Annotated in this window: 16 protein-coding genes; 10 read left to right on the top strand and 6 right to left on the bottom strand. The window is 69.6% G+C overall.

What is annotated here, in order from left to right; translation table 11 throughout:
• Positions 1 to 30: 30 nt before the first annotated feature.
• Together WT97_RS22970 and WT97_RS22965 are read left to right on the top strand one after the other, a co-directional pair.
• Positions 31 to 1,251: a cyclopropane-fatty-acyl-phospholipid synthase family protein gene (locus tag WT97_RS22970; protein ID WP_034208233.1), complete on the top strand. Its 1,221-nt coding sequence runs from the start codon at positions 31 to 33 to the stop codon at positions 1,249 to 1,251.
• Between the two features lie 23 nt (positions 1,252 to 1,274).
• Positions 1,275 to 2,573 (top strand): DUF72 domain-containing protein, encoded by a 1,299-nt coding sequence (locus WT97_RS22965; protein WP_060354491.1) that lies wholly within the window; start codon positions 1,275 to 1,277, stop codon positions 2,571 to 2,573.
• Positions 2,574 to 2,601: 28 nt separating this feature from the next.
• Here the strand turns inward: WT97_RS22965 and msrA are convergent, their stop codons facing one another.
• Positions 2,602 to 3,162 carry a peptide-methionine (S)-S-oxide reductase MsrA gene (msrA, locus tag WT97_RS22960; protein WP_059504641.1) on the bottom strand — a complete coding sequence of 187 codons (561 nt, stop codon included), beginning with the start codon at positions 3,160 to 3,162 and terminating at the stop codon, positions 2,602 to 2,604.
• A gap of 560 nt (positions 3,163 to 3,722) precedes the next feature.
• Between msrA and WT97_RS22955 the strand changes: the two genes are divergently transcribed.
• From WT97_RS22955 to WT97_RS22945, 3 genes are all read left to right on the top strand, one after another.
• Positions 3,723 to 5,129, top strand: a complete 1,407-nt coding sequence (locus tag WT97_RS22955; protein ID WP_059795728.1) for a selenium-binding protein SBP56-related protein — start codon at positions 3,723 to 3,725, stop codon at positions 5,127 to 5,129.
• The gene (locus WT97_RS22950) at positions 5,126 to 5,791 is read left to right on the top strand and encodes a hypothetical protein (RefSeq protein WP_059504638.1); all 666 of its coding nucleotides are present in this window, start codon (positions 5,126 to 5,128) and stop codon (positions 5,789 to 5,791) included. The genes WT97_RS22955 and WT97_RS22950 overlap by 4 nt, the downstream gene beginning before the upstream one ends.
• Before the next feature lie 283 nt (positions 5,792 to 6,074).
• Positions 6,075 to 6,584 (top strand): flavin reductase family protein, encoded by a 510-nt coding sequence (locus WT97_RS22945; protein WP_034208238.1) that lies wholly within the window; start codon positions 6,075 to 6,077, stop codon positions 6,582 to 6,584.
• On the opposite strand, the gene WT97_RS22940 is transcribed toward WT97_RS22945, so the two are convergent.
• On the bottom strand, positions 6,571 to 7,071 hold the full coding sequence (locus WT97_RS22940; protein ID WP_006477992.1) for an Lrp/AsnC family transcriptional regulator: 501 nt from the start codon (positions 7,069 to 7,071) through the stop codon (positions 6,571 to 6,573). The two genes, WT97_RS22945 and WT97_RS22940, sit on opposite strands and share 14 nt — an antisense overlap.
• Before the next feature lie 129 nt (positions 7,072 to 7,200).
• On the opposite strand from WT97_RS22940, the gene kynB reads away from it, so the two are divergent.
• The 3 genes from kynB (at position 7,201) to kynA (ending at position 10,148) form a co-directional block, all read left to right on the top strand.
• A complete protein-coding gene (gene kynB, locus WT97_RS22935; protein ID WP_059504635.1) occupies positions 7,201 to 7,854 on the top strand; it encodes an arylformamidase in 654 nt (217 codons plus the stop codon).
• A 26-nt stretch (positions 7,855 to 7,880) separates the two neighbouring features.
• Positions 7,881 to 9,134 (top strand): kynureninase, encoded by a 1,254-nt coding sequence (gene kynU / locus WT97_RS22930; protein WP_373557137.1) that lies wholly within the window; start codon positions 7,881 to 7,883, stop codon positions 9,132 to 9,134.
• Positions 9,135 to 9,215: 81 nt separating this feature from the next.
• Positions 9,216 to 10,148 carry a tryptophan 2,3-dioxygenase gene (kynA, locus tag WT97_RS22925; protein WP_059504632.1) on the top strand — a complete coding sequence of 311 codons (933 nt, stop codon included), beginning with the start codon at positions 9,216 to 9,218 and terminating at the stop codon, positions 10,146 to 10,148.
• Positions 10,149 to 10,168: 20 nt separating this feature from the next.
• On the opposite strand, the gene WT97_RS22920 is transcribed toward kynA, so the two are convergent.
• From WT97_RS22920 to mdlC, 4 genes are all read right to left on the bottom strand, one after another.
• The gene (locus WT97_RS22920; RefSeq protein WP_060354490.1) at positions 10,169 to 11,575 is read right to left on the bottom strand and encodes an MFS transporter; all 1,407 of its coding nucleotides are present in this window, start codon (positions 11,573 to 11,575) and stop codon (positions 10,169 to 10,171) included.
• 258 nt (positions 11,576 to 11,833) lie between these two features.
• Positions 11,834 to 12,778 (bottom strand): ketopantoate reductase family protein, encoded by a 945-nt coding sequence (locus WT97_RS22915; protein ID WP_060354489.1) that lies wholly within the window; start codon positions 12,776 to 12,778, stop codon positions 11,834 to 11,836.
• A 14-nt stretch (positions 12,779 to 12,792) separates the two neighbouring features.
• Entirely contained in the window at positions 12,793 to 14,244 is a 1,452-nt protein-coding gene (locus WT97_RS22910) for an aldehyde dehydrogenase family protein (protein WP_059795719.1), read from the bottom strand.
• Positions 14,245 to 14,273: 29 nt separating this feature from the next.
• The gene (gene mdlC / locus WT97_RS22905; protein WP_059795717.1) at positions 14,274 to 15,881 is read right to left on the bottom strand and encodes a benzoylformate decarboxylase; all 1,608 of its coding nucleotides are present in this window, start codon (positions 15,879 to 15,881) and stop codon (positions 14,274 to 14,276) included.
• Positions 15,882 to 15,980: 99 nt separating this feature from the next.
• On the opposite strand from mdlC, the gene WT97_RS22900 reads away from it, so the two are divergent.
• Complete coding sequence (locus tag WT97_RS22900; protein ID WP_060354488.1) at positions 15,981 to 16,892, top strand: LysR family transcriptional regulator; 912 nt, start codon at positions 15,981 to 15,983, stop codon at positions 16,890 to 16,892.
• 179 nt (positions 16,893 to 17,071) lie between these two features.
• Complete coding sequence (gene dalD, locus WT97_RS22895) at positions 17,072 to 18,466, top strand: D-arabinitol 4-dehydrogenase (RefSeq protein WP_059795714.1); 1,395 nt, start codon at positions 17,072 to 17,074, stop codon at positions 18,464 to 18,466.
• The last annotated feature ends 33 nt before the right edge of the window (positions 18,467 to 18,499 follow it).

Below are 18,499 nucleotides of genomic sequence, written 5' to 3'. Positions count from 1 at the left end.
TTCGATTCAACGAACAAACGGAGAATCCAAATGTTCTGGGAAAAGAAGCTGGCACAGTGGGCGGACGAAGTACGGGCGAAGGCGAACATACCGGCGCGCCTCGTGCTGTGGAACGGCGAACAACTCGATTTCGGCACCTTCAGCGCGCCGCAGGTCACGCTGAAGGTGAACAGTGCGTCGGCGTTGCCGCTGCTGCTCGAACCGAGCCTCGACAATCTCGGCGAGGCGTACGTGAAGGGCAAGATCGACATCGAAGGCAAGCTGTCGGACATCATCAACATCGGCTACTCGCTCGCTCGCAGCACCGTGACGAGCGCGAGCAAGCTCGCCCGCGTGAAGCGCTACTTCAATCACACGAAGAGCACCGACAAGAAGGCGATCCAGTACCACTACGACGTCTCGAACGAGTTCTACCAGCTGTGGCTCGACGAGAACATGGTGTACTCGTGCGCGTACTTCGAGAACGGCGACGAGGATCTCGCCACCGCGCAGATCAAGAAGATCGACCACATCCTCACGAAGATCCGGCTCGAGCCCGGCCAGCGCCTGCTCGACATCGGCTGCGGCTGGGGCGCACTCGTGCTGCGCGCCGCGCAGAAGTTCGGCGCGACGTGTCTCGGCGTGACGCTGTCGCAGAACCAGTTCGACCTCGCGACCGCGCGCGTGAAGGCGGCGGGGCTCGAAGACCGGATCGAGATTCGTCTGCAGGATTACCGCGAGATCGAAGGCCAGTTCGACCGCATCACGAGCGTCGGGATGTTCGAGCACGTCGGCCGCAAGAACCTGCCGCTCTATTTCTCGCGCATCCGCGAGCTGCTGACCGACGACGGCATCGCGATGAACCACGGGATCACGTCGACCGACGCGGAAAGCGGCGAAACGGCGCTCGGCGGCGGCGAATTCATCGATCGCTACGTGTTCCCGGACGGCGAGCTGCCGCACATCAGCCTTGCGCTCGAAGCGGCGCAGCGCGGCGGACTCGAGGCGGTTGACGTCGAAAGCCTGCGCCGGCACTATGCGCGCACGCTCGATATCTGGACGGAAAACTTCGAAGCGAAAGCCGAAGAAGCGAGAAAGCTCGTCGACGACGAGAAATTCCGGATCTGGCGCGTGTATCTTGCCGGCTGCGCGTATGCGTTCGAGCACGACGACGTGTCGATCTTCCAGATCGTGTGCCGCAAGGCCGGACGCAGCGCGAAAACGCTGCCGTGGTCGCGGCGCTACATGTACGAACACGCGCTGCCGCGCTAGGCGGCGCCTCACGCTGGGCATGCATGGGTGACGGCAGGACGCGGCGCAAGGCGCCGCCGGAACGACAGCAGCACGACGACGCCAACGGGTCGCACGCCGACGGACAATTCGACCTGTTCGGCGTGCCGACGCACGCCCCACGCGCGTCGCCTGCGAACGACGGTCGCTCCGCCAGCCCCGATGAGCACGTGACGCCGGACGCGCAAAAAGACGCGCAGCCGGCGCCGCCCGCCCGTACGACTTCCCGCCCCGCCGCCGACGACGCGCCCGTACCGTCGTCCGGCCTGCTGTGGGACGAACCGTCCCCGCCGGCCGCTGCGCCGAAGAAAGGCCGCCGCAAGCGCGGCGTGCTGCCCGCACCGATCCCGGCCGACGTGGCCGACGTCGCGGCCGGGCTGCCGCCGAACGTGCGGCTCGGTACGTCGTCGTGGTATTTCCCCGGCTGGAACGGCATCGTCTACGACGGCGATTTCGCGCAGACGAAGCTGTCGCGCGAAGGGCTCGAAGCGTATGGCGCACATCCGCTGCTGAAGAGCGTGAGCCTCGACCGGTCGTTCTACGGCCCGCTGTCGGTGGCCGATTACCTGCGCTACGCGCAACAGGTGCCTGACGATTTCCGCTTCGTCGTGAAGGCGCCGGCCGCGGTGACCGACGCGGTGATCCGCGGCCGGCGCGGCGAGCCGTCCGGGCCGAACCCGACCTTCCTCGATGCGCCGCTCGCGACCCGCGAATTCGTGCAGCCCTGTCTCGATGGGCTCGGCCGCAAGGCCGGCGTGCTCGTGTTCCAGTTCTCGCCGCTGCCCGATCAATTGCTCGCGGAACCGGCCGCGCTGATCGACCGGCTCGCCGCGTTCTTCGCAGCGCTGCCGCCGCTGCCGCCGGACGCCGACGGCACGCGCTACGCGATCGAGATCCGCGACGCGAGCCTGCTCACGCCGCGCTTCATCCGTGCGCTGGCCGCGCTCGGCGTGCGCTACTGCGTCGGCCTGCACGCGCGGATGCCCGACCCGCTGCGCCAGGCCGCCGCGCTCGCGCTGCTCGACGGCGACGCGCCGGGCCCGCTGATCGTGCGCTGGAGCCTGCACGGCGGCTTCAAGTACGAACAGGCGAAAGCGAAATACGAGCCGTTCGACAAGCTCGTCGACGAGGATCTGGCCACGCGCTCGGCACTCGCCGAACTGGCCGCGCGCTATGCGCTGGCCGGGCAGCCGGTGATCATCACCATCAACAACAAGGCGGAAGGCTCCGCGCCGCTGTCATGCATCGCGCTCGCGCGCGAAATCGCCGCCGCGTGCGCGCAGTGGCGCAACGAGGCGGCGTGACGCCGGTTTGCGCCGGTCATGCCCGCGCTTACGCGCCGCGCAGCGACTTCAGCCGATGCGAGAACTTCTGCCGGAATTTCGCGAGCTTCGGCCCGATCACGACCGAGCAATAGCCCTGCCCCGGGTTCCGCGCGTAATAGTTCTGGTGATAGTCCTCCGCCGGCCAGTAGTTGTCGTCGAGCGGCACGACCTGCGTGACGATCGGCTGGCCGAACACCTGTTCGCGCTCGAGTTCGCGGATCACGTCGAGCGCGGTGTCGCGCTGCGCATCCGAATGCGTGAACACGACCGACCGGTACTGCGTGCCGACGTCGTTGCCCTGCCGGTTCAACTGGGTCGGATCGTGCGTCGCGAAGAAGATCTCGAGGATCTCGCGATAGCCGATGCGCGCCGGATCGAACGTCACGTTGACGACTTCCGCGTGGCCCGTGTCGCCCTCGCAGATGTCGCGATAGCCGGGATTGCGCGTATGGCCGCCCGCGTAACCCGACTGGACGGCCGTCACGCCATCGACGTCGAGAAACACGGCCTCCGTGCACCAGAAACACCCGCCTCCGAGCGTCGCGGTTTCAAGCATCTCGTTCCCCATGAAATCAGTCCCTCGTGGATGACGGCAGCCGGCGCGCGGGCGCCGGCGCCACCGTTTCGCGTCGCCGTGGCCTGCCCGCGACGCGGACGGCAACGGCACTTCGTCAAGTATCTCACTCGCGCGCGAACCTGGCAGATCGGCCAGGCGCCGCACGCGACCCGCCGCGGGTTTCTCGTCTACACTTAGGCACGCGCACGCGACGGCCAACCCGTCGCCCGCACAGCGTCCGATGCATGCCCGCCCCCGATGCCAACGACATCTGCCGGAACATCGATATGTACGCCTTAACAGACATCGCCTGCTTCGCAGGCCCGGTCGCCGATACGTCGATCGCACCATCGCGATGGCGCCGGCCCGTTTCGCGGCGGGCGCCGCGCGGCAACCCTTCGCCTTTTCCCGCTTTCACGACCTGATGCACGGCATCGCGCGCGTCGCCCTCGCGTGCCTGCTCCTGCCGAGCGCTTCGCCCGCATGATGCGCGCCGCGCGGCAACCGCAGCCTGCACGCCCGCCAAGAGAGGCCGTGCGTCAGCGATCCGACACCATCGAGAGGACATCACCATGAGCATGCGGCCCGATCCGACGTTTCACGCTTCGCCCGAGCTCGCGATGCAGGCGCCGGCCGAAGCATTCGCGTATACGTTGTTGCTGAGCCCCGATTTTTCCAGACCCGACGCGCTCGCCGTGATCGACGTGAAGCCCGGTTCGTCGACGTACGGCAAGATCGTGCATACGGTGACGATGCCGAACACCGGCGACGAGTTTCACCACTTCGGCTGGAATGCGTGTTCGTCGTCGCTGTCGCCGCTCACCGGCCATGCGTTCCTCGAGCGCCGCTTCCTGATCATCCCCGGCCTGCGCTCGTCGCGCATCTACGTGATCGACACGAAGCCGCATCCGACGCAGGCACGGATCCACAAGATCATCGAGCCCGAAGAAGTCTTCGCGAAGACCGGCTATTCGCGGCCGCACACCGTGCACTGCGGCCCCGAGGGCATCTACGTGAGCACGCTCGGCGGCGCGGGCAAGGACGGCACCGACGGCGCGCCCGGCATCTTCATCATGGATTGCGAAACCTTCGACGTGCTCGGCCGCTGGGAGATCGACCGCGGCCCGCAGGACAAGCATTACGACTTCTGGTGGAACCTGCCGCGCGACTACATGGTGTCGAGCGAATGGGCGCTGCCGCCGCAATTCGAGAACGGGATCGTTCCCGAGGATCTGCTCGCGAACAAGTACGGGCACCGGCTGCATTTCTGGGACCTGCGCGCGCGACGCAACGTTCAGACGATCGATCTCGGCGCGCAGCACCAGATGGCGCTGGAGGTGCGGCCCGCGCACGACCCGGTGCGCGAATACGGATTCGTCGGCGTCGTGGTCGATACGACCAACCTCGAAGGTTCGATCTGGACCTGGTGGCGCGAAGGCGGCAAGTTCCATGCGAAGAAGACCGCGACGATCCCGGCCGAGCCGGCCGCGGCCGACGCGTTGCCGCCGCTGCTGCAAGGGTTCGGCGCGGTGCCGCCGCTCGTGACCGACATCGACCTGTCGCTCGACGACCGGTTCCTGTACGTGTCGTGCTGGGGCACCGGCGAAATGCGCCAGTACGACGTGTCGGATCCGCACAACCCGGTGCTGGCCGGGTCGGTACGCATCGGCGGCATCGCGCGCCGTGCGCCGCACCCGAACGGCCGCACGTTCGCGGGCGGCCCGCAGATGGTCGAGATCAGCCGCGACGGCCGGCGCGTGTACTGGACCAACTCGCTCTATTCGACGTGGGACGATCAGTTCTATCCGGATGGCGTGCCGGCCGCGCAGGTGCTCGCGCACGCGGGGCCGGACGGCGGGCTGACGCTCGCCGACGACTACTGGGTCGAATTCCCCGACGGTTACCGCGCGCACCAGATCCGGCTCGAAGGCGGCGACTGCTCGACCGATTCGTTCTGCTATCCGTCGGTCAAGCGTTGAGCACCGGCCTTCACGTGCCGTTCGCGTGGTGGGCGGCCGTGCTCGCGAGCGGCGTGTATCACGGGCTGAACCCGGCGATGGGCTGGCCGCTCGCGGTGTCGAACGCGCTGATGACGCGCCGCGGCGCCGCGCTCGTCGCCGCGCTCGGCTATCTCGCGCTCGGTCATGCGCTCGCCGTCTTCGCGGTGATGCTGCCGTTCGGGCTGCTTGCAGCGCTGCTCGCCTGGCAGTCGGCGATCCGGATCGGTGCGAGCGCACTCGTGATCGGCTTCGGCGCAGGGCTGCTGATCCGGCGCCGGCATCCGCGGGCGCTGGCGCGGATTCCGCCGGCGCGGCTCGGCCTGTGGTCGTTCGCGGTCGCGCTCGCGCACGGCGCGGGGCTGATGCTCGTGCCGATCTACCTCGGCCTCTGCGGGCTCGACCGGGATGCGGGCCATCGCGCGGCCGCGAGGCTCGTCGATGCGCACCTCGGCATGGCGCTCGTCGTCGCGGCCGTGCACGCGGCCGCGATGATCGCCGCCGGTGGCGGGCTCGCGTGGCTCGTGTACCGCTATCTCGGGCTGAAGTTCGTGTCGCGGAGCTGGTTCAATCTGGATGCGGTATGGGCGTCGAGCCTGATCGTGACGGGCGCGTTGTCGCTCGGGCTGGCGACGGCGCGATAGCACGGGCGGCGATGCCGGGCGGGACAGCACGGCGGGCGTCGGCATGAACGGCCGCACCGTCGAAAAACGCGACAGAACGGCGCCGCCGGCCGCGCGCCGCAGTGTTCGCTACGTCACCCTGCCGTCGCGCTGCGCCGCCGGAGCAGGCCCGGCGGCCCCGATTCCGCTAAAATCGGGCCATGCGCACCCCTTCTTCATCGACCGCCTCGTCGCCTTTCGTCCGCCGCGCCCGTCACACCCGTGGCGTGTCGCGCCCGCCCGTTCCGTTCCGGATGGCTGCCCGATGAGCCACGCCAATCCGCCGGATTTCGACTCGGCCGCCTTCCGGCAGGCGCTCGGCCAGTTCGCGACGGGCGTGACGGTGATCACGACGCAGGCGCCGTCCGGCCAGCTGATCGGCATCACCGCCAGCTCGTTCAATTCGGTGTCGCTCGATCCGCCACTCGTGCTGTGGAGCCTCGCGCACAAATCGGCGTCGACGCCCGTGTTCCGCGGCAACAGCCATTACGTGGTGAACGTGCTCGCGGCGTCGCAGCTCGACCTGTGCAAACGCTTCTCGACCTACAAGGGCGACCGCTTCGAAGGGATCGCGCACGCGGCCGGCAACTCGGGAATGCCCGTGCTCGACGGCGCGCTCGCGTGGTTCGAATGCCACAACCGCAGCCGCTACGACGAAGGCGACCACGTGATCTTCGTCGGCGAAGTGGAACGCTGCGGCGTGCGCGCGGTATCGGAAACGGCACCGCCGCTCGTGTTCCACGGCGGCGGCTTCCACGGCCTCACACCGCTTTGATCGCCCCCGTGCGCGCCAGGCCGACCGGCGCGCCGGCTTCGTCCTTCAGCGTCTGCAGCACGATGTTCGAACGGATGTCCATCACGCCCGGCGCCTTGTAGAGCCGGTTCAGCACGAAATCCGAATAGTGCTTGAGGTTGTGCGCGAGCACGCGCAGCAGATAGTGGCTCTCGCCCGTCACGACGAACGCGCCGACCACCTCCGGCCATTCGCGCAGCGCTTCCGCGAAGCGCTCGTGCCATTGATTCTCTTCGTTGCGCATCGACACCTGCACGAACGCCTCGAGCTCGAAGCCGAGCTTCTCGCGGCTCAGGCACGCGCGATAGTGCTCGATCACGCCCTGCTCCTCGAGCAGGCGCATGCGGCGCAGGCAGGCGGATGGCGAAAGCGAGATGCGTTCGGCCAGGTCGAGATTGCTGATTCTGCCCTCCTCCTGCAGTACCGCCAGAATCCGGCAGTCGGTGGCATCGAGCGTGATCGCGTGCATTTTTGGTCCCCGTTTTCCCTCTGAGTCGAATTATCTGCCAATCCGGCGGATTGTCCATGTTTATTTCGCAAGCACTTTCTGCGAGCGTCCACCTATCATTCGAATGATCGACTCACGATTCGTCACGCCATGGACACACTCTGGGACATCTCGCCGCCCGTCAGCCCCGCCACCCCCGTGTGGCCGGGCGATACGCCGGTTTCCGTCGAACGCGTGTGGCGGATGGAGGCCGGTTCGCCGGTCAACGTCGCACGCCTGACGCTGTCGCCGCACACGGGCGCGCACTGCGACGCGCCGCTGCACTACGACGCCGACGGCGCGCCGATCGGCGCGGTGCCGCTCGACACCTATCTCGGCCCGTGCCGCGTGATCCATTGCATCGGCGCATCGCCGGTCGTACAGCCGGCCGACGTCGCGGCCGCGCTCGACGGCGTGCCGCCGCGCGTGCTGCTGCGCACGTACGAGCACGCCAGCGTCGAGCAGTGGGACAGCGATTTCTGCGCGGTCGCGCCCGACACCGTCGACCTGCTCGCCGCGCACGGCGTGAAGCTGATCGGCATCGATACACCGTCGCTCGATCCGCAGGAATCGAAGACCATGGATGCGCATCGCCGCGTGCGCGCGCACCGGATGGCGATCCTCGAAGGAATCGTGCTCGACGACGTGCCGGCCGGCGACTACGAACTGATCGCGCTGCCGCTGAAATTCGCGACGCTCGACGCGAGCCCCGTGCGCGCGGTGCTGCGCGCACTGCCCGCGCGGGCTTCCTCGCAGGCTTCCTGATTACCCGACCTACGACCCCCATCATGATGATCAAGACCCGTGAAGACGCGCTCGCGCTCGACCGCGACGACCCGCTCGCCCCGCTGCGCGACCAGTTCTCGCTGCCCGACGGCGTGATCTACCTCGACGGCAACTCGCTCGGCGCGCAGCCGCGCGCGTCGGCTGCCCGCGCGCAGCAGGCGATCGGCGCCGAATGGGGCGAAGGCCTGATCCGCAGCTGGAACACGGCCGGCTGGTTCGCGCTGCCGCGCCGCCTCGGCGACAAGCTCGCGACGCTGATCGGCGGCGCGCCCGGAGAGACGGTCGTCACCGACACCATCTCGATCAACCTGTTCAAGCTGCTATCGGCGATGCTGCGCCACCAGGCCGAGCGTGCGCCCGAGCGCCGCGTGATCGTGTCGGAACGCTCGAACTTCCCGACCGACCTGTACATCGCGCAAGGGCTGATCGAGCAGCTCGGCGGCCACTACGAGCTGCGCCTGATCGACGATCCGGCCGACCTGCCCGACGCGCTCGGCGCGGACACGGCCGTCGCGATGATCACGCACGTGAACTACCGCACCGGCTACATGCACGACATGCCGGCCGTCACGCAGCTCGTGCACGACGCGGGCGCGCTGATGCTGTGGGATCTCGCGCACTCGGCCGGCGCGGTGCCGGTCGACCTGAACGGCGCACGCGCGGACGGCGCGGTCGGCTGCACGTACAAGTACCTGAACGGCGGCCCCGGCTCGCCCGCGTTCGTGTGGGTGCCGCAACGCCATCTCGCGCATTTCTCGCAGCCGCTGTCGGGCTGGTGGGGCCACCGTGCACCGTTCGCGATGCAGCCGGGCTTCGCGCCCGATCCGGGCATCGCGCGCTTCCTGTGCGGCACGCAGCCGATCGTGTCGATGTCGATGGTCGAATGCGGGCTCGACGTATTCCTGCAGACCGACATGCAGACGATCCGCCGCAAGTCGCTCGCGCTGACCGACGCGTTCATCGCGCTCGTCGAAGAACGCTGCGCGGGCCTGTCGCTGAAGCTCGTCACGCCGCGCGCGCATCACCAGCGCGGCTCGCAGGCGAGCTTCGAGCATCCGCACGGCTACGAAGTGATGCAGGCGCTGATCGCGCGCGGCGTGATCGGCGACTACCGCGAGCCGTACGTGCTGCGCTTCGGCTTCACGCCGCTCTATACGCGCTTCGCCGACGTATGGGACGCGGTCGAGACGCTGCGCGACATCCTCGCCACCGACGCGTGGAAGGCGCCCGAGTTCGCCGAACGCGGCGCGGTGACCTGAGCGGTTTTGCGCGGCGCGCCGCCGGTGCATGCGCCGCGCGTTCGTCATTCAAATCTGGAGAAAGTCGTGAATTCTGGTCATATGCAGCCCCCCGGCGGCGACGCGCCGGCAGGCTGTCCGTTCTCGGGCGCACGTGCGGCCCAGCCGGCGCAAGCCGCGCACGAAGCGCCGCACGTGCCGGGCGATGCCGCTGAAGGCGGCTGGCACGACGCGCAGCTCGATTTCTCGAAGTCGATGAGCTACGGCGACTACCTGTCGCTGAATGCGATCCTCGACGCGCAGCATCCGCTGTCGCCCGATCACAACGAGATGCTGTTCATCATCCAGCATCAGACGAGCGAGCTGTGGATGAAGCTCGCGCTGTTCGAGCTGCGCGGCGCGCTCGATGCGGTGCGCGCCGACGCGTTGCCGCCCGCGTTCAAGATGCTCGCGCGCGTGTCGCGCATCCTCGAGCAACTGGTGCAGGCGTGGAACGTGCTGTCGACGATGACGCCGTCCGAGTATTCGGCGATGCGGCCGTATCTCGGCCAGTCGTCGGGCTTCCAGTCGTATCAGTATCGCCAGCTCGAATTCCTGCTCGGCAACAAGAACGCGCGGATGCTGCAGCCGCATGCGCACCGGCCCGACATCCTCGAACAGGTGCGCGCGACGCTCGAGGCGCCGTCGTTCTACGACGAGGTCGTGCGCCTGCTCGCGCGGCGCGGGTTCCCCATCGCGCCCGAGCGGCTCGATCGCGACTGGACGCAGCCGACGCGTCACGACGAAACGGTCGAGGCCGCGTGGCTCGAGGTCTATCGTCATCCGCAGCAGCACTGGGAACTGTACGAGATGGCCGAGGAACTGGTCGATCTCGAGGATGCGTTCCGCCAGTGGCGCTTCCGTCACGTGACGACGGTGGAGCGCATCATCGGCTTCAAGCAGGGCACCGGCGGCACGAGCGGCGCGCCGTACCTGCGCAAGATGCTCGACGTCGTGCTGTTCCCAGAACTCTGGCACGTGCGCACCACGCTGTAACGCACGTCGCTCGGGCGCCGTCACGACGACGTCCGAGCGAGCTCCTCCCCTTCGCGCGGCGGCGCATGCGCGCGCGACAGCCGCGGAATGTGCCGCCGCACCGCGAGCAGCGCGACGCAGACCACACCCATCGCAACGGCCAGCATCGTCAGGTAGGCACCCGCGCCGCCCGCCGTGATCACGATCGCGCCCGCGAATGCGCTGAGGATCGCGCCGAGCCGGCCGAACGCGAGCGCACTCGCGGTGCCCGTCGCGCGCACGGCCGTGGGGTAGATGTACGCGCACAGCGCATACATCGTCGACTGCACCGCATTGACGAACAGCCCGTGCAAGCCGAGCCCGACGATCAGCCAGCCCGTATGGCGGCTCGCATCGACGCCCATCAGCCACACCGCGCTCGCCGCGCCGCCGATGCTGCACAGCACGAGCGGCCAGCGCGACCCCGCATGCGCGATCGCCCACGCGCACAGCAGCGCGCCGACCACGCCGCCGAGGTTGTACGCGGTGAGTCCCGAGCCTGCGACCGACACGCTCAACCCGCTCGCCGCGAGCATCGTCGGCAGCCAGCTGAATGCGGCGTACACGGCGAGCAGGCACATGAAGAACGCGCACCACAGCGCGATCGTGTCGCGCGCGTGGCCGCTCGCGAACAGTGCGCCGAAGCCGCCGCGGCTGCCGGGCGCGCGGGCGTCCTTCGTATCGGTGAACACGGTGCCGGGCGCGACCGGCCGCTGCATTCGCGCGAGCAGCGCGCCGAGTTCCGGCCAGCGTGCGGGGCGCCGCGCGAGATAGCGCGGCGATTCGGGCAACGCGCGCACGAGCACGAAGCCGAACACGAGCGGCAACGCGCCGCCCGCGAAGAACAGCCCGCGCCAGCCGTAGCGCGGCAGCACCTCGTGCGCGAACAGGCCGGCCAGCATCCCGCCGAGCGGCACGCAAACGATCGTCGCGGTCACCATCATCGTGCGGCGCCGCGCGGGCGTGTATTCGGCGGTCATCGTGGTGGCCGTCGGCAGCGCGCCGCCGATCCCGAGCCCTGCACAGAAGCGCAGCATCGCGATCGTCGCGACGTCGGGCGCGAACCCGATCGCGCAGGTCGCGATGCCGAACAGGAACACGCTGCCGATCACGGCCTGGCGGCGGCCGAAGCGATCCGCGACGATCCCCGCGCACGCGCTGCCGATACCCATTCCGATCAGCCCCGCCGCGACGGCCGGCGCGAACGCGCCGCGCGTGATGCCCCATTCGCGGATCAGCACGGGAATCGCGAAACCGATCAGTTGGCCGTCGAAGCCGTCGAGCACGATCGCGAGCGCGGCGAGCAGCACCACGCCGCGCTGCATCGCCGTGAACGGCCCGTCGTCGAGCGTCGTGCCGACGTCGACCGACGGCGGCAGCCGTCCGTCCAGCGGGTCGCGCGTGCTCATGCGACCTCCCGGGCGCCGCACGTCGGCGGCAACGTGCGCGAACGGCGCGCGGCAAGACAACGGTATTCGATGGCTTTCATGGCGCCTCCTGTTGTCCGGGCTGGCGCACACGCGTGCCCGGATCTCGTACTGCGCAGCCGGCCGGTGCGCATGCATCGGCGCCGGCGTCCTGTCCTGCTCTTCACGATCCGGCGCCATCGCCCCGCGTGCGCGGCATCCGTCTCGTCACGCGGCGCCAGCCGGCCGCCGGCCTGCTGCTCAGTTCTTCCGTGCGTCGATCAGCCGGACGAGCGCGAGCAGCGTCTCGGCATGCGGCACCGCGACGCCCGCTTCGCGCGCGGCCGCGACGACCTTGCCGTTGATCGCGTCGATCTCGGTGCGGCGGCCCGCGAGCACGTCCTGCAGCATCGACGGGCGATGGCCGCGATGTTCGAGGATCGCATGCTCGACGTTGCGCGCAATGCGTTCGCCGTCGACCGCAATGCCCTTCGCGCGCGCGACGGCGGCAGTCTCGGCCGCGATCGCCAGCGCGAGCCGCGGCCCGTCGTGATGACGGCCAAGCTGATCGACGGTGCAGCCCGTCGCCGCGCACAGCGTGTTGAGCGCCGCATTGAACGCGACCTTCTCCCAGATCGCGGCCCACACGTCGGGATCGAGCGTGCACGCGAGCCCCGCGCGCGACAACGCGTCGGCCACGGCCGTCGCGAACGGGCGCGCCGCGCCGTCGGCCGTCATCATGCGGATCGTGCCGGCGCCGTGCGAGCGCACGTGCGCGGGGCCGGCCGCATCGGCCGGCCACGTCGTCACGCCGACCAGGATGCGCTCGATCGGTACGAACGCATTCAGCGTCTCGACGTTGCCGAGCCCGTTCTGCAGCGTCAGCACGAACGTGCCCGCCGTCAGCAGCGCGCGCACGCCGTCGAGCGCCGCCCGCGTGTGCAGCGATTTCGTGAAAACGATCAGCAGGTCGAACGGTGTGTCGGGCGCGGCGGCCGCGTGCGCGTTCGCGACTTCCGGCCGCACGGCCTGCAGCGTGCGAATGCGCCGCTCGCCGCGATCGTCGTCGATGCGCAGCCCGTCGCGACGGATGGCATCGAGATGCGTATCGTTCACGTCGATCAGCGTGACGGCTTCGCCGCTTTCGGCGAGCCGCCCGCCGAACAGCGAGCCCATCGCGCCCGCGCCCAGAATCGCGATTCTCATCGTCGGCGGCCTCGTCAGAACGGATAGTGGCGCGGCGCCGTCTGCACGGTGATCCAGCGCAGGTCGGTGAACGCGGCGATGCCGGCCTGGCCGCCGAAGTGGCCGAAGCCGCTGTCCTTCACGCCGCCGAACGGCATCTGCGCCTCGTCGTGCACGGTCGGGCCGTTCACGTGACAGATGCCCGATTCGATGCGCGCGGCGATACGCAGCGCCCGCGCGACGTCGCGGCTGAACACGGCCGACGCCAGCCCGAACGCGTTGTCGTTCGCGCAGCGGATCGCGGCGTCCTCGCCGTCGACGCGCACGATACCCTTCACCGGGCCGAACGATTCTTCCGCATAGATGCGCATCGCCGGCGTCACGTGATCGAGCAGCGTCGCGGGAAACAGCGTGCCGTCGGCCTTGCCGCCGCACAGCAGCGTCGCGCCGTGCGCGAGCGCATCGTCGATCAGCGCGTTGCAGCGCTCGACGGCCTTCGCGTCGATCAGCGAACCGAGCACGACGGGCCCGTGGCGCGGGTCGCCGAGCGGCAGCGATGCGGCCTTGGCGGCAAGCTTCGCTGCGAAAGCATCGGCGATCGATGCGTCGACGACGATGCGCTCCGTCGACATGCAGATCTGCCCGGAATTCGCGAATGCGCCGAATGCGGCCGCGTCGACCGCCGCGTCGAGATCGGCATCGTCGAGCACGACGAACGGCGCCTTGCCGCCGAGTTCCAGCACCGACGGTTTCAGATGGCGCGCGCATGCTTCGGCGACGATCCGCCCGACCCGGGTCGAGCCGGTGAAATTCACGCGGCGCACGGCCGGATGCGCGATCAATGCGTCGACGACGGCGCCCGCGTCGTCGGGCGCGTTCGTCACGAAGTTGACGACGCCCGGCGGCAGCCCGGCCTCCTGCAGCGCCTCGACGACCAGCCCGTGCGTGACGGGGCACAGTTCCGAGCCTTTCAGCACGACCGTGTTGCCGCATGCGAGCGGCAGCGCGAGCGCGCGCGTCGCGAGAATCACCGGCGCATTCCACGGCGCGATGCCGAGCACGACGCCGGCCGGCTGCCGCACGCCCATCGCGAGCGAGCCGGGCACGTCGGACGGGATCAGCGCGCCGCCGACTTGCGTGGTGAGCGACGCGGCCTCGACGAGCCCGCTCGCCGCGAGCTTCACGTTGAAGCCGGCCCACAGCGCGGAGGCGCCCGTCTCGGCCGCCATCGCGGCGACGAACTGCTCGTGTTTCGCTTCGAGCGCGGCGGCCGCCTTCAGCAGCAATGCGCGTCGCGCGCCGGGGCCGAGCACGGCCCATTCGGGAAACGCACGCGCGGCCGCGTCGGCCGCCGCGCACGCATCGTCGACGGTGCCCGCAGGCGCGACCGACGCGATTTCGCCGTCGAGCGGGTTGCGGCGCACGAAGGTCGCGCCGCCGGACGAGTGGCGGCGTTCGCCGCCGATCAGCATCGCTACGGTTTGCATGGCATCTCCGGAAAGACACGCGCGGCGCGTCAGGCAATCTCGACTTCGACGACGACCGGCGTCGCGGCCCGCAGCGCGTCGGTCAGCGTGTCGCGCAGGCGTGCGGCGTCGGCGACGCGCACGCCGCGGCAGCCCATCCCTTGCGCGAGCGCGACGAAATCCAGGTCGGGCAGATCGGTGCCCTGCACCGGATCGCCGGGGCCGAAGCCGAACACGGGCGCGAAGTCCTGCAGCGCCGCGTAACGCCGGTTGTTCAGGATCACGAACGTGATCGGCAGCTTCAGCTGCGCGGCGCTCCACAGCGCCTGGATCGAGTACAGACTCGAGCCGTCGCCGATCAGCCCGATCACGCGCCGGCCCGGCTGCGCGAGCGCGACGCCGACGGCGGCCGGCATCCCGTAGCCCAGGCCGCCGCTGTCCATCGTGTAGAACGTGCCGCTGCGCGTGAACGGCAGATGTTCCTGCATCACCGACCGCGCGCTCGGCGCCTCCTCGACGACGATGTCCTGCGCGTCGCGCACGTCGGCGAGCGTCTGCAGCGCGAACGCGACCGACATGCGCTCGCCGGCGGCGGGCGTGTCGACACGGACGTGCGGCGGGCGCAGCGCGGGCATCGGCCGCTCGGGCGGCGCGGGCCGCGTCAGCAGATCGCGCGCGGCGAGCCGCAGGTTGCCGACGACCGCATCGCCCGACGGTGTCCACGCGGCGACGCCCGGATCGTCGACGAGCTGCACGAGCATCGCGCCCGGCGGCACGTGCGGACCGAAGCCTTCGATGTGATAGGTGAACGCGGGCGCGCCGAACGCGAACACGAGATCGTGCCCGGCGAGCCGCGCGACGATCTTCTCGCGGATCGCGGGCAGGAAGCCGGCGAACAGCGGATGGTCCTCGGGAAAGCTGCAGCGCCCCGACATCGGCGCGACGTACACGCGCGCACGATGCCGCTCGGCGAGACGCACGGCGTCGTCCCACGCCCCCGCGCGATCGACGGCCGCGCCGACCACGAACGCCGGGCGCCGCGCGGCGTCGAGCGCGTCGCCGAGCCGCGCGAGCGCGTCGGGATCGGGCCGCACGATACTGCTGACGTCGCGCCGCGGCAGCCGTTCGGCCGGCTGGTCCCAGTCGTCGACCGGGATGGACACGAACACGGGGCCGCGCGGCTCCTGCATCGCGATACGGTACGCACGCGCGATCGCGGCCGGCACGTCCTGCGCGCGAGCGGGCTCGATGCTCCATTTCACGTACGGCTTCGGCAGCTCGGCGGCCTGCGTCGCGCCGAGGAACGGATCGAACGGCAGAATCGCGCGCGCCTGCTGGCCTGCGGTGACGATCAGCGGCGTGCGGTTCTTGAACGCGGTAAACAGGTTGCCCATCGCGTTGCCGACGCCCGCCGCCGAATGCAGGTTGACGACCGCTGCATTGCCGGTGGCCTGCGCATGGCCGTCGGCCATCCCGACCACGACGGCTTCGTGCAGGCCGAGCACGTAGCGGAAATCGTCGGGGAAGTCGCGAAACATCGGCAGCTCGGTCGAGCCGGGATTGCCGAACACGCGGTCGATGCCGAACTGGCGAAACAGGTCGATGACGGCATCGCGAACGGTGATCGATACGGCGGATTGGGACGGGGTGCCGGACATGCTCGGGCGTCTCCTCGATGGCTTGGCGGTTTCCACAGTATCGAAGCGCAAGCCATTCGCGGATACTGTATTTTCTGCGAAAAGCCATTACGTCCCGGCATGACTTTCGATCTCCGACAATTGCGTGCGTTCACGACGATCGTCGCGTGCGGCAGCCTCGGCCGCGCGGCCGACGCGCTGCACGTCACGCAGCCGGCGCTGAGCCGGATCCTGAAGCGGCTCGAGGAGCAGGTCGGCGCGCCGCTGTTCGAGCGCCATTCGAAGGGCGTGCAGCTCACCGCGTTCGGCGAAGCGTTGCTGCCGCACGCGACGCTGCTGCAGCACGAGGCCGAGCATGCGCGCGAGGAACTGGACGCGATGCGCGGGTTCGCGAAGGGCACGATCAAGGTCGGCACGGTGGGCAGCATCGCGAGCCTCGTGCTGCCGGTCGCGGTCGGCCGCGTGCTCGACCGCTGGCCGAACCTGCGCGTCGAAATCATCGAAGGCGTGTGGGACCGGCTCGCGCAAGGGCTGGTCAAGCACGAGATCGACCTCGCGCTGTCCGCGCACGGGCCCGATACCGACGAGATCGTCGCGATTCCCGAATGCCGCTGGGAAGATCGCAGCCATATCGTTGCGGCGCCGCACCATCCGCTGCGCGCGCTCGGCCGCCCGCCGACGCTCGCCGATACGCTGCATGCGCGCTGGGCGATTCCGCCGCGCGGCACCGCGCCGTTCGACCATATGCGCGCGACCTTCGACGCACACGGCCTCCCGTTGCCCGACATCGCGGTCGAGACGCGCTCGGTCACGACGCTGAAAAGCTTGGTCGCGCATGCGGGATTCCTCTGCTGGATGGCCGAGCCAATGTACGGCGCCGAACGGCGCGCCGGCACGATCGACACGCTGCCGGTGCGCGAAGTGGTCGCGGTGCGCACGCTCACCGCATTCCGGCGCCGCCACGGGATCCTGCCGGGGCCGGCCGGCAAGCTGCTCGACGAACTCGTCGCGCTCACGCGCGAGGGGTGCTGACGCTTTTCCGCCGGCTGCGTCGCGCCTGCTCGCGTGCCCGCCCCACCCGCGCCGCAGCGCACCATCGAAATGCCGTGTCCCCGCCTTGACTTTCGTTCGCCCGAATACGATCATTCGCTCACATAAAGAGCAAATGATCGTATTCGACAGGATAGACAGGCAGGAACAGGAGACACCGCATGAGCGACTCGCCCTCCGCCCGCACGCCCGTGCTGCTGCACATCGGCGCGGGCTCGTTTCACCGCGCGCACCAGGCGTGGTATCTGCATCGCGTGAACGCGGCCGTGCCGGCCGACGAACGCTGGTCGCTGACCGTCGGCAACATTCGCGACGACATGCGCGCGACGATGGACGCGCTCGCCGCGCAACATGGCGCGTACACGCTCGAAACCGTCACGCCGCAAGGCGAGCGCGCCTACGAGACGATCCGCTCGATCACGCGCGTGCTGCCGTGGTCGATCGATCTCGCCGCGCTGATCGACGCCGGCGCCGATCCGGCTTGCCGGATCGTGTCGTTCACCGTCACCGAAGGCGGCTACTACCTCGACGAACACGACCGGCTCGACCTCGCGAACGCCGATGTCGCCGCCGACCTGCAGGGCGCGCGCACCACGCTGTACGGTGCGCTCGCGGCGCTGCTCGCCGAACGCGTGCGGCGCGGCGCCGGCCCGCTCACGCTGCAAAGCTGCGACAACCTGCGCAACAACGGCGCACGCTTTCGCGCGGGGATGCGCGAATTCCTCGAACGGCGCGGCGAAACGGCTCTCGTCGCGTGGTTCGATGCGAACGTCGCGACGCCCAGCGCGATGGTCGATCGCATCACGCCGCGCCCGACCGCCGACGTGCGCAAGCGCGTACGCGCGGCCACCGGCGTCGACGACGCGTGCCCGGTGATGGGCGAATCGTTCATCCAGTGGGTGATCGAGGATCGTTTCGCGGCCGGCCGGCCGCGCTGGGAGCTAGCCGGCGCGGAACTCGTCGACGACGTGCATCCGTACGAGGAAGCGAAGATCCGCATCCTCAACGCGACCCACAGCTGCATTGCATGGGCCGGCACGCTGGCGGGCCATACGTATATCCACGAAGGCACGCACGACGCGGCGATCCGTCGCTTCGCGCACGACTACGTGACGCAGGACGTGATCCCGTGCCTGACGCCGAGCCCGCTCGATCTCGCGCGCTACCGCGACGTCGTGCTCGAGCGCTTCGGCAACCCGTACGTGCTCGACACGAACCAGCGCGTCGCGGCCGACGGCTTCTCGAAGATCCCCGGCTTCATCGCGCCGACGCTCGTCGAATCGTTCGCGCGCGGCGCCGCGCCGGTCGCCACCGCCGTGCTGCCCGCGCTGTTCCTGCGCTTTCTCGAGCGCTGGGCACGCGGCACGCTGCCGTATGCGTACCAGGACGGCGTGATGGACGAAAGCGCCGCGCGTGCGATCGTCGACGCCGACGACCCGGTCGTCGCGCTGTGCACTGACCGCGCGCTGTGGGGGTCACTGGCCGGCAACGCCGCGCTGCTCGACGCGTTGCGCGCCGGGCTCGCGCGCGTCGACGCATGGCTCGCCGCGCGCTGACGACGCGCGCGCCGGCGCCCGGCCGCGCAGCCG

Origin of the sequence: Burkholderia sp. MSMB1459WGS (genome assembly GCF_001534535.1) — a bacterium.
In the GTDB taxonomy this organism is placed as follows: Bacteria; Pseudomonadota; Gammaproteobacteria; order Burkholderiales; family Burkholderiaceae; genus Burkholderia.
Note: the sequence above shows the minus strand (reverse complement) of the source record. Positions and strands in the feature narration are given on the sequence as shown.

Bases quoted from the DNA above. Each gene is read 5' to 3' on its own strand.
- dalD (WP_059795714.1), top strand. From the start codon at position 17,072: ATGAGCGACTCGCCCTCCGCCCGCACGCCCGTGCTGCTGCACATCGGC.
- WT97_RS22970 (WP_034208233.1), top strand. From the start codon at position 31: ATGTTCTGGGAAAAGAAGCTGGCACAGTGGGCGGACGAAGTACGGGCG.
- WT97_RS22955 (WP_059795728.1), top strand. From the start codon at position 3,723: ATGAGCATGCGGCCCGATCCGACGTTTCACGCTTCGCCCGAGCTCGCG.
- kynU (WP_373557137.1), top strand. From the start codon at position 7,881: ATGATCAAGACCCGTGAAGACGCGCTCGCGCTCGACCGCGACGACCCG.
- mdlC (WP_059795717.1), bottom strand. From the start codon at position 15,881: ATGTCCGGCACCCCGTCCCAATCCGCCGTATCGATCACCGTTCGCGAT.
- kynB (WP_059504635.1), top strand. From the start codon at position 7,201: ATGGACACACTCTGGGACATCTCGCCGCCCGTCAGCCCCGCCACCCCC.
- WT97_RS22915 (WP_060354489.1), bottom strand. From the start codon at position 12,778: ATGAGAATCGCGATTCTGGGCGCGGGCGCGATGGGCTCGCTGTTCGGC.
- WT97_RS22910 (WP_059795719.1), bottom strand. From the start codon at position 14,244: ATGCAAACCGTAGCGATGCTGATCGGCGGCGAACGCCGCCACTCGTCC.
- msrA (WP_059504641.1), bottom strand. From the start codon at position 3,162: ATGGGGAACGAGATGCTTGAAACCGCGACGCTCGGAGGCGGGTGTTTC.
- WT97_RS22945 (WP_034208238.1), top strand. From the start codon at position 6,075: ATGAGCCACGCCAATCCGCCGGATTTCGACTCGGCCGCCTTCCGGCAG.
- WT97_RS22965 (WP_060354491.1), top strand. From the start codon at position 1,275: ATGGGTGACGGCAGGACGCGGCGCAAGGCGCCGCCGGAACGACAGCAG.
- WT97_RS22900 (WP_060354488.1), top strand. From the start codon at position 15,981: ATGACTTTCGATCTCCGACAATTGCGTGCGTTCACGACGATCGTCGCG.
- WT97_RS22940 (WP_006477992.1), bottom strand. From the start codon at position 7,071: ATGCACGCGATCACGCTCGATGCCACCGACTGCCGGATTCTGGCGGTA.
- kynA (WP_059504632.1), top strand. From the start codon at position 9,216: ATGCAGCCCCCCGGCGGCGACGCGCCGGCAGGCTGTCCGTTCTCGGGC.
- WT97_RS22920 (WP_060354490.1), bottom strand. From the start codon at position 11,575: ATGAGCACGCGCGACCCGCTGGACGGACGGCTGCCGCCGTCGGTCGAC.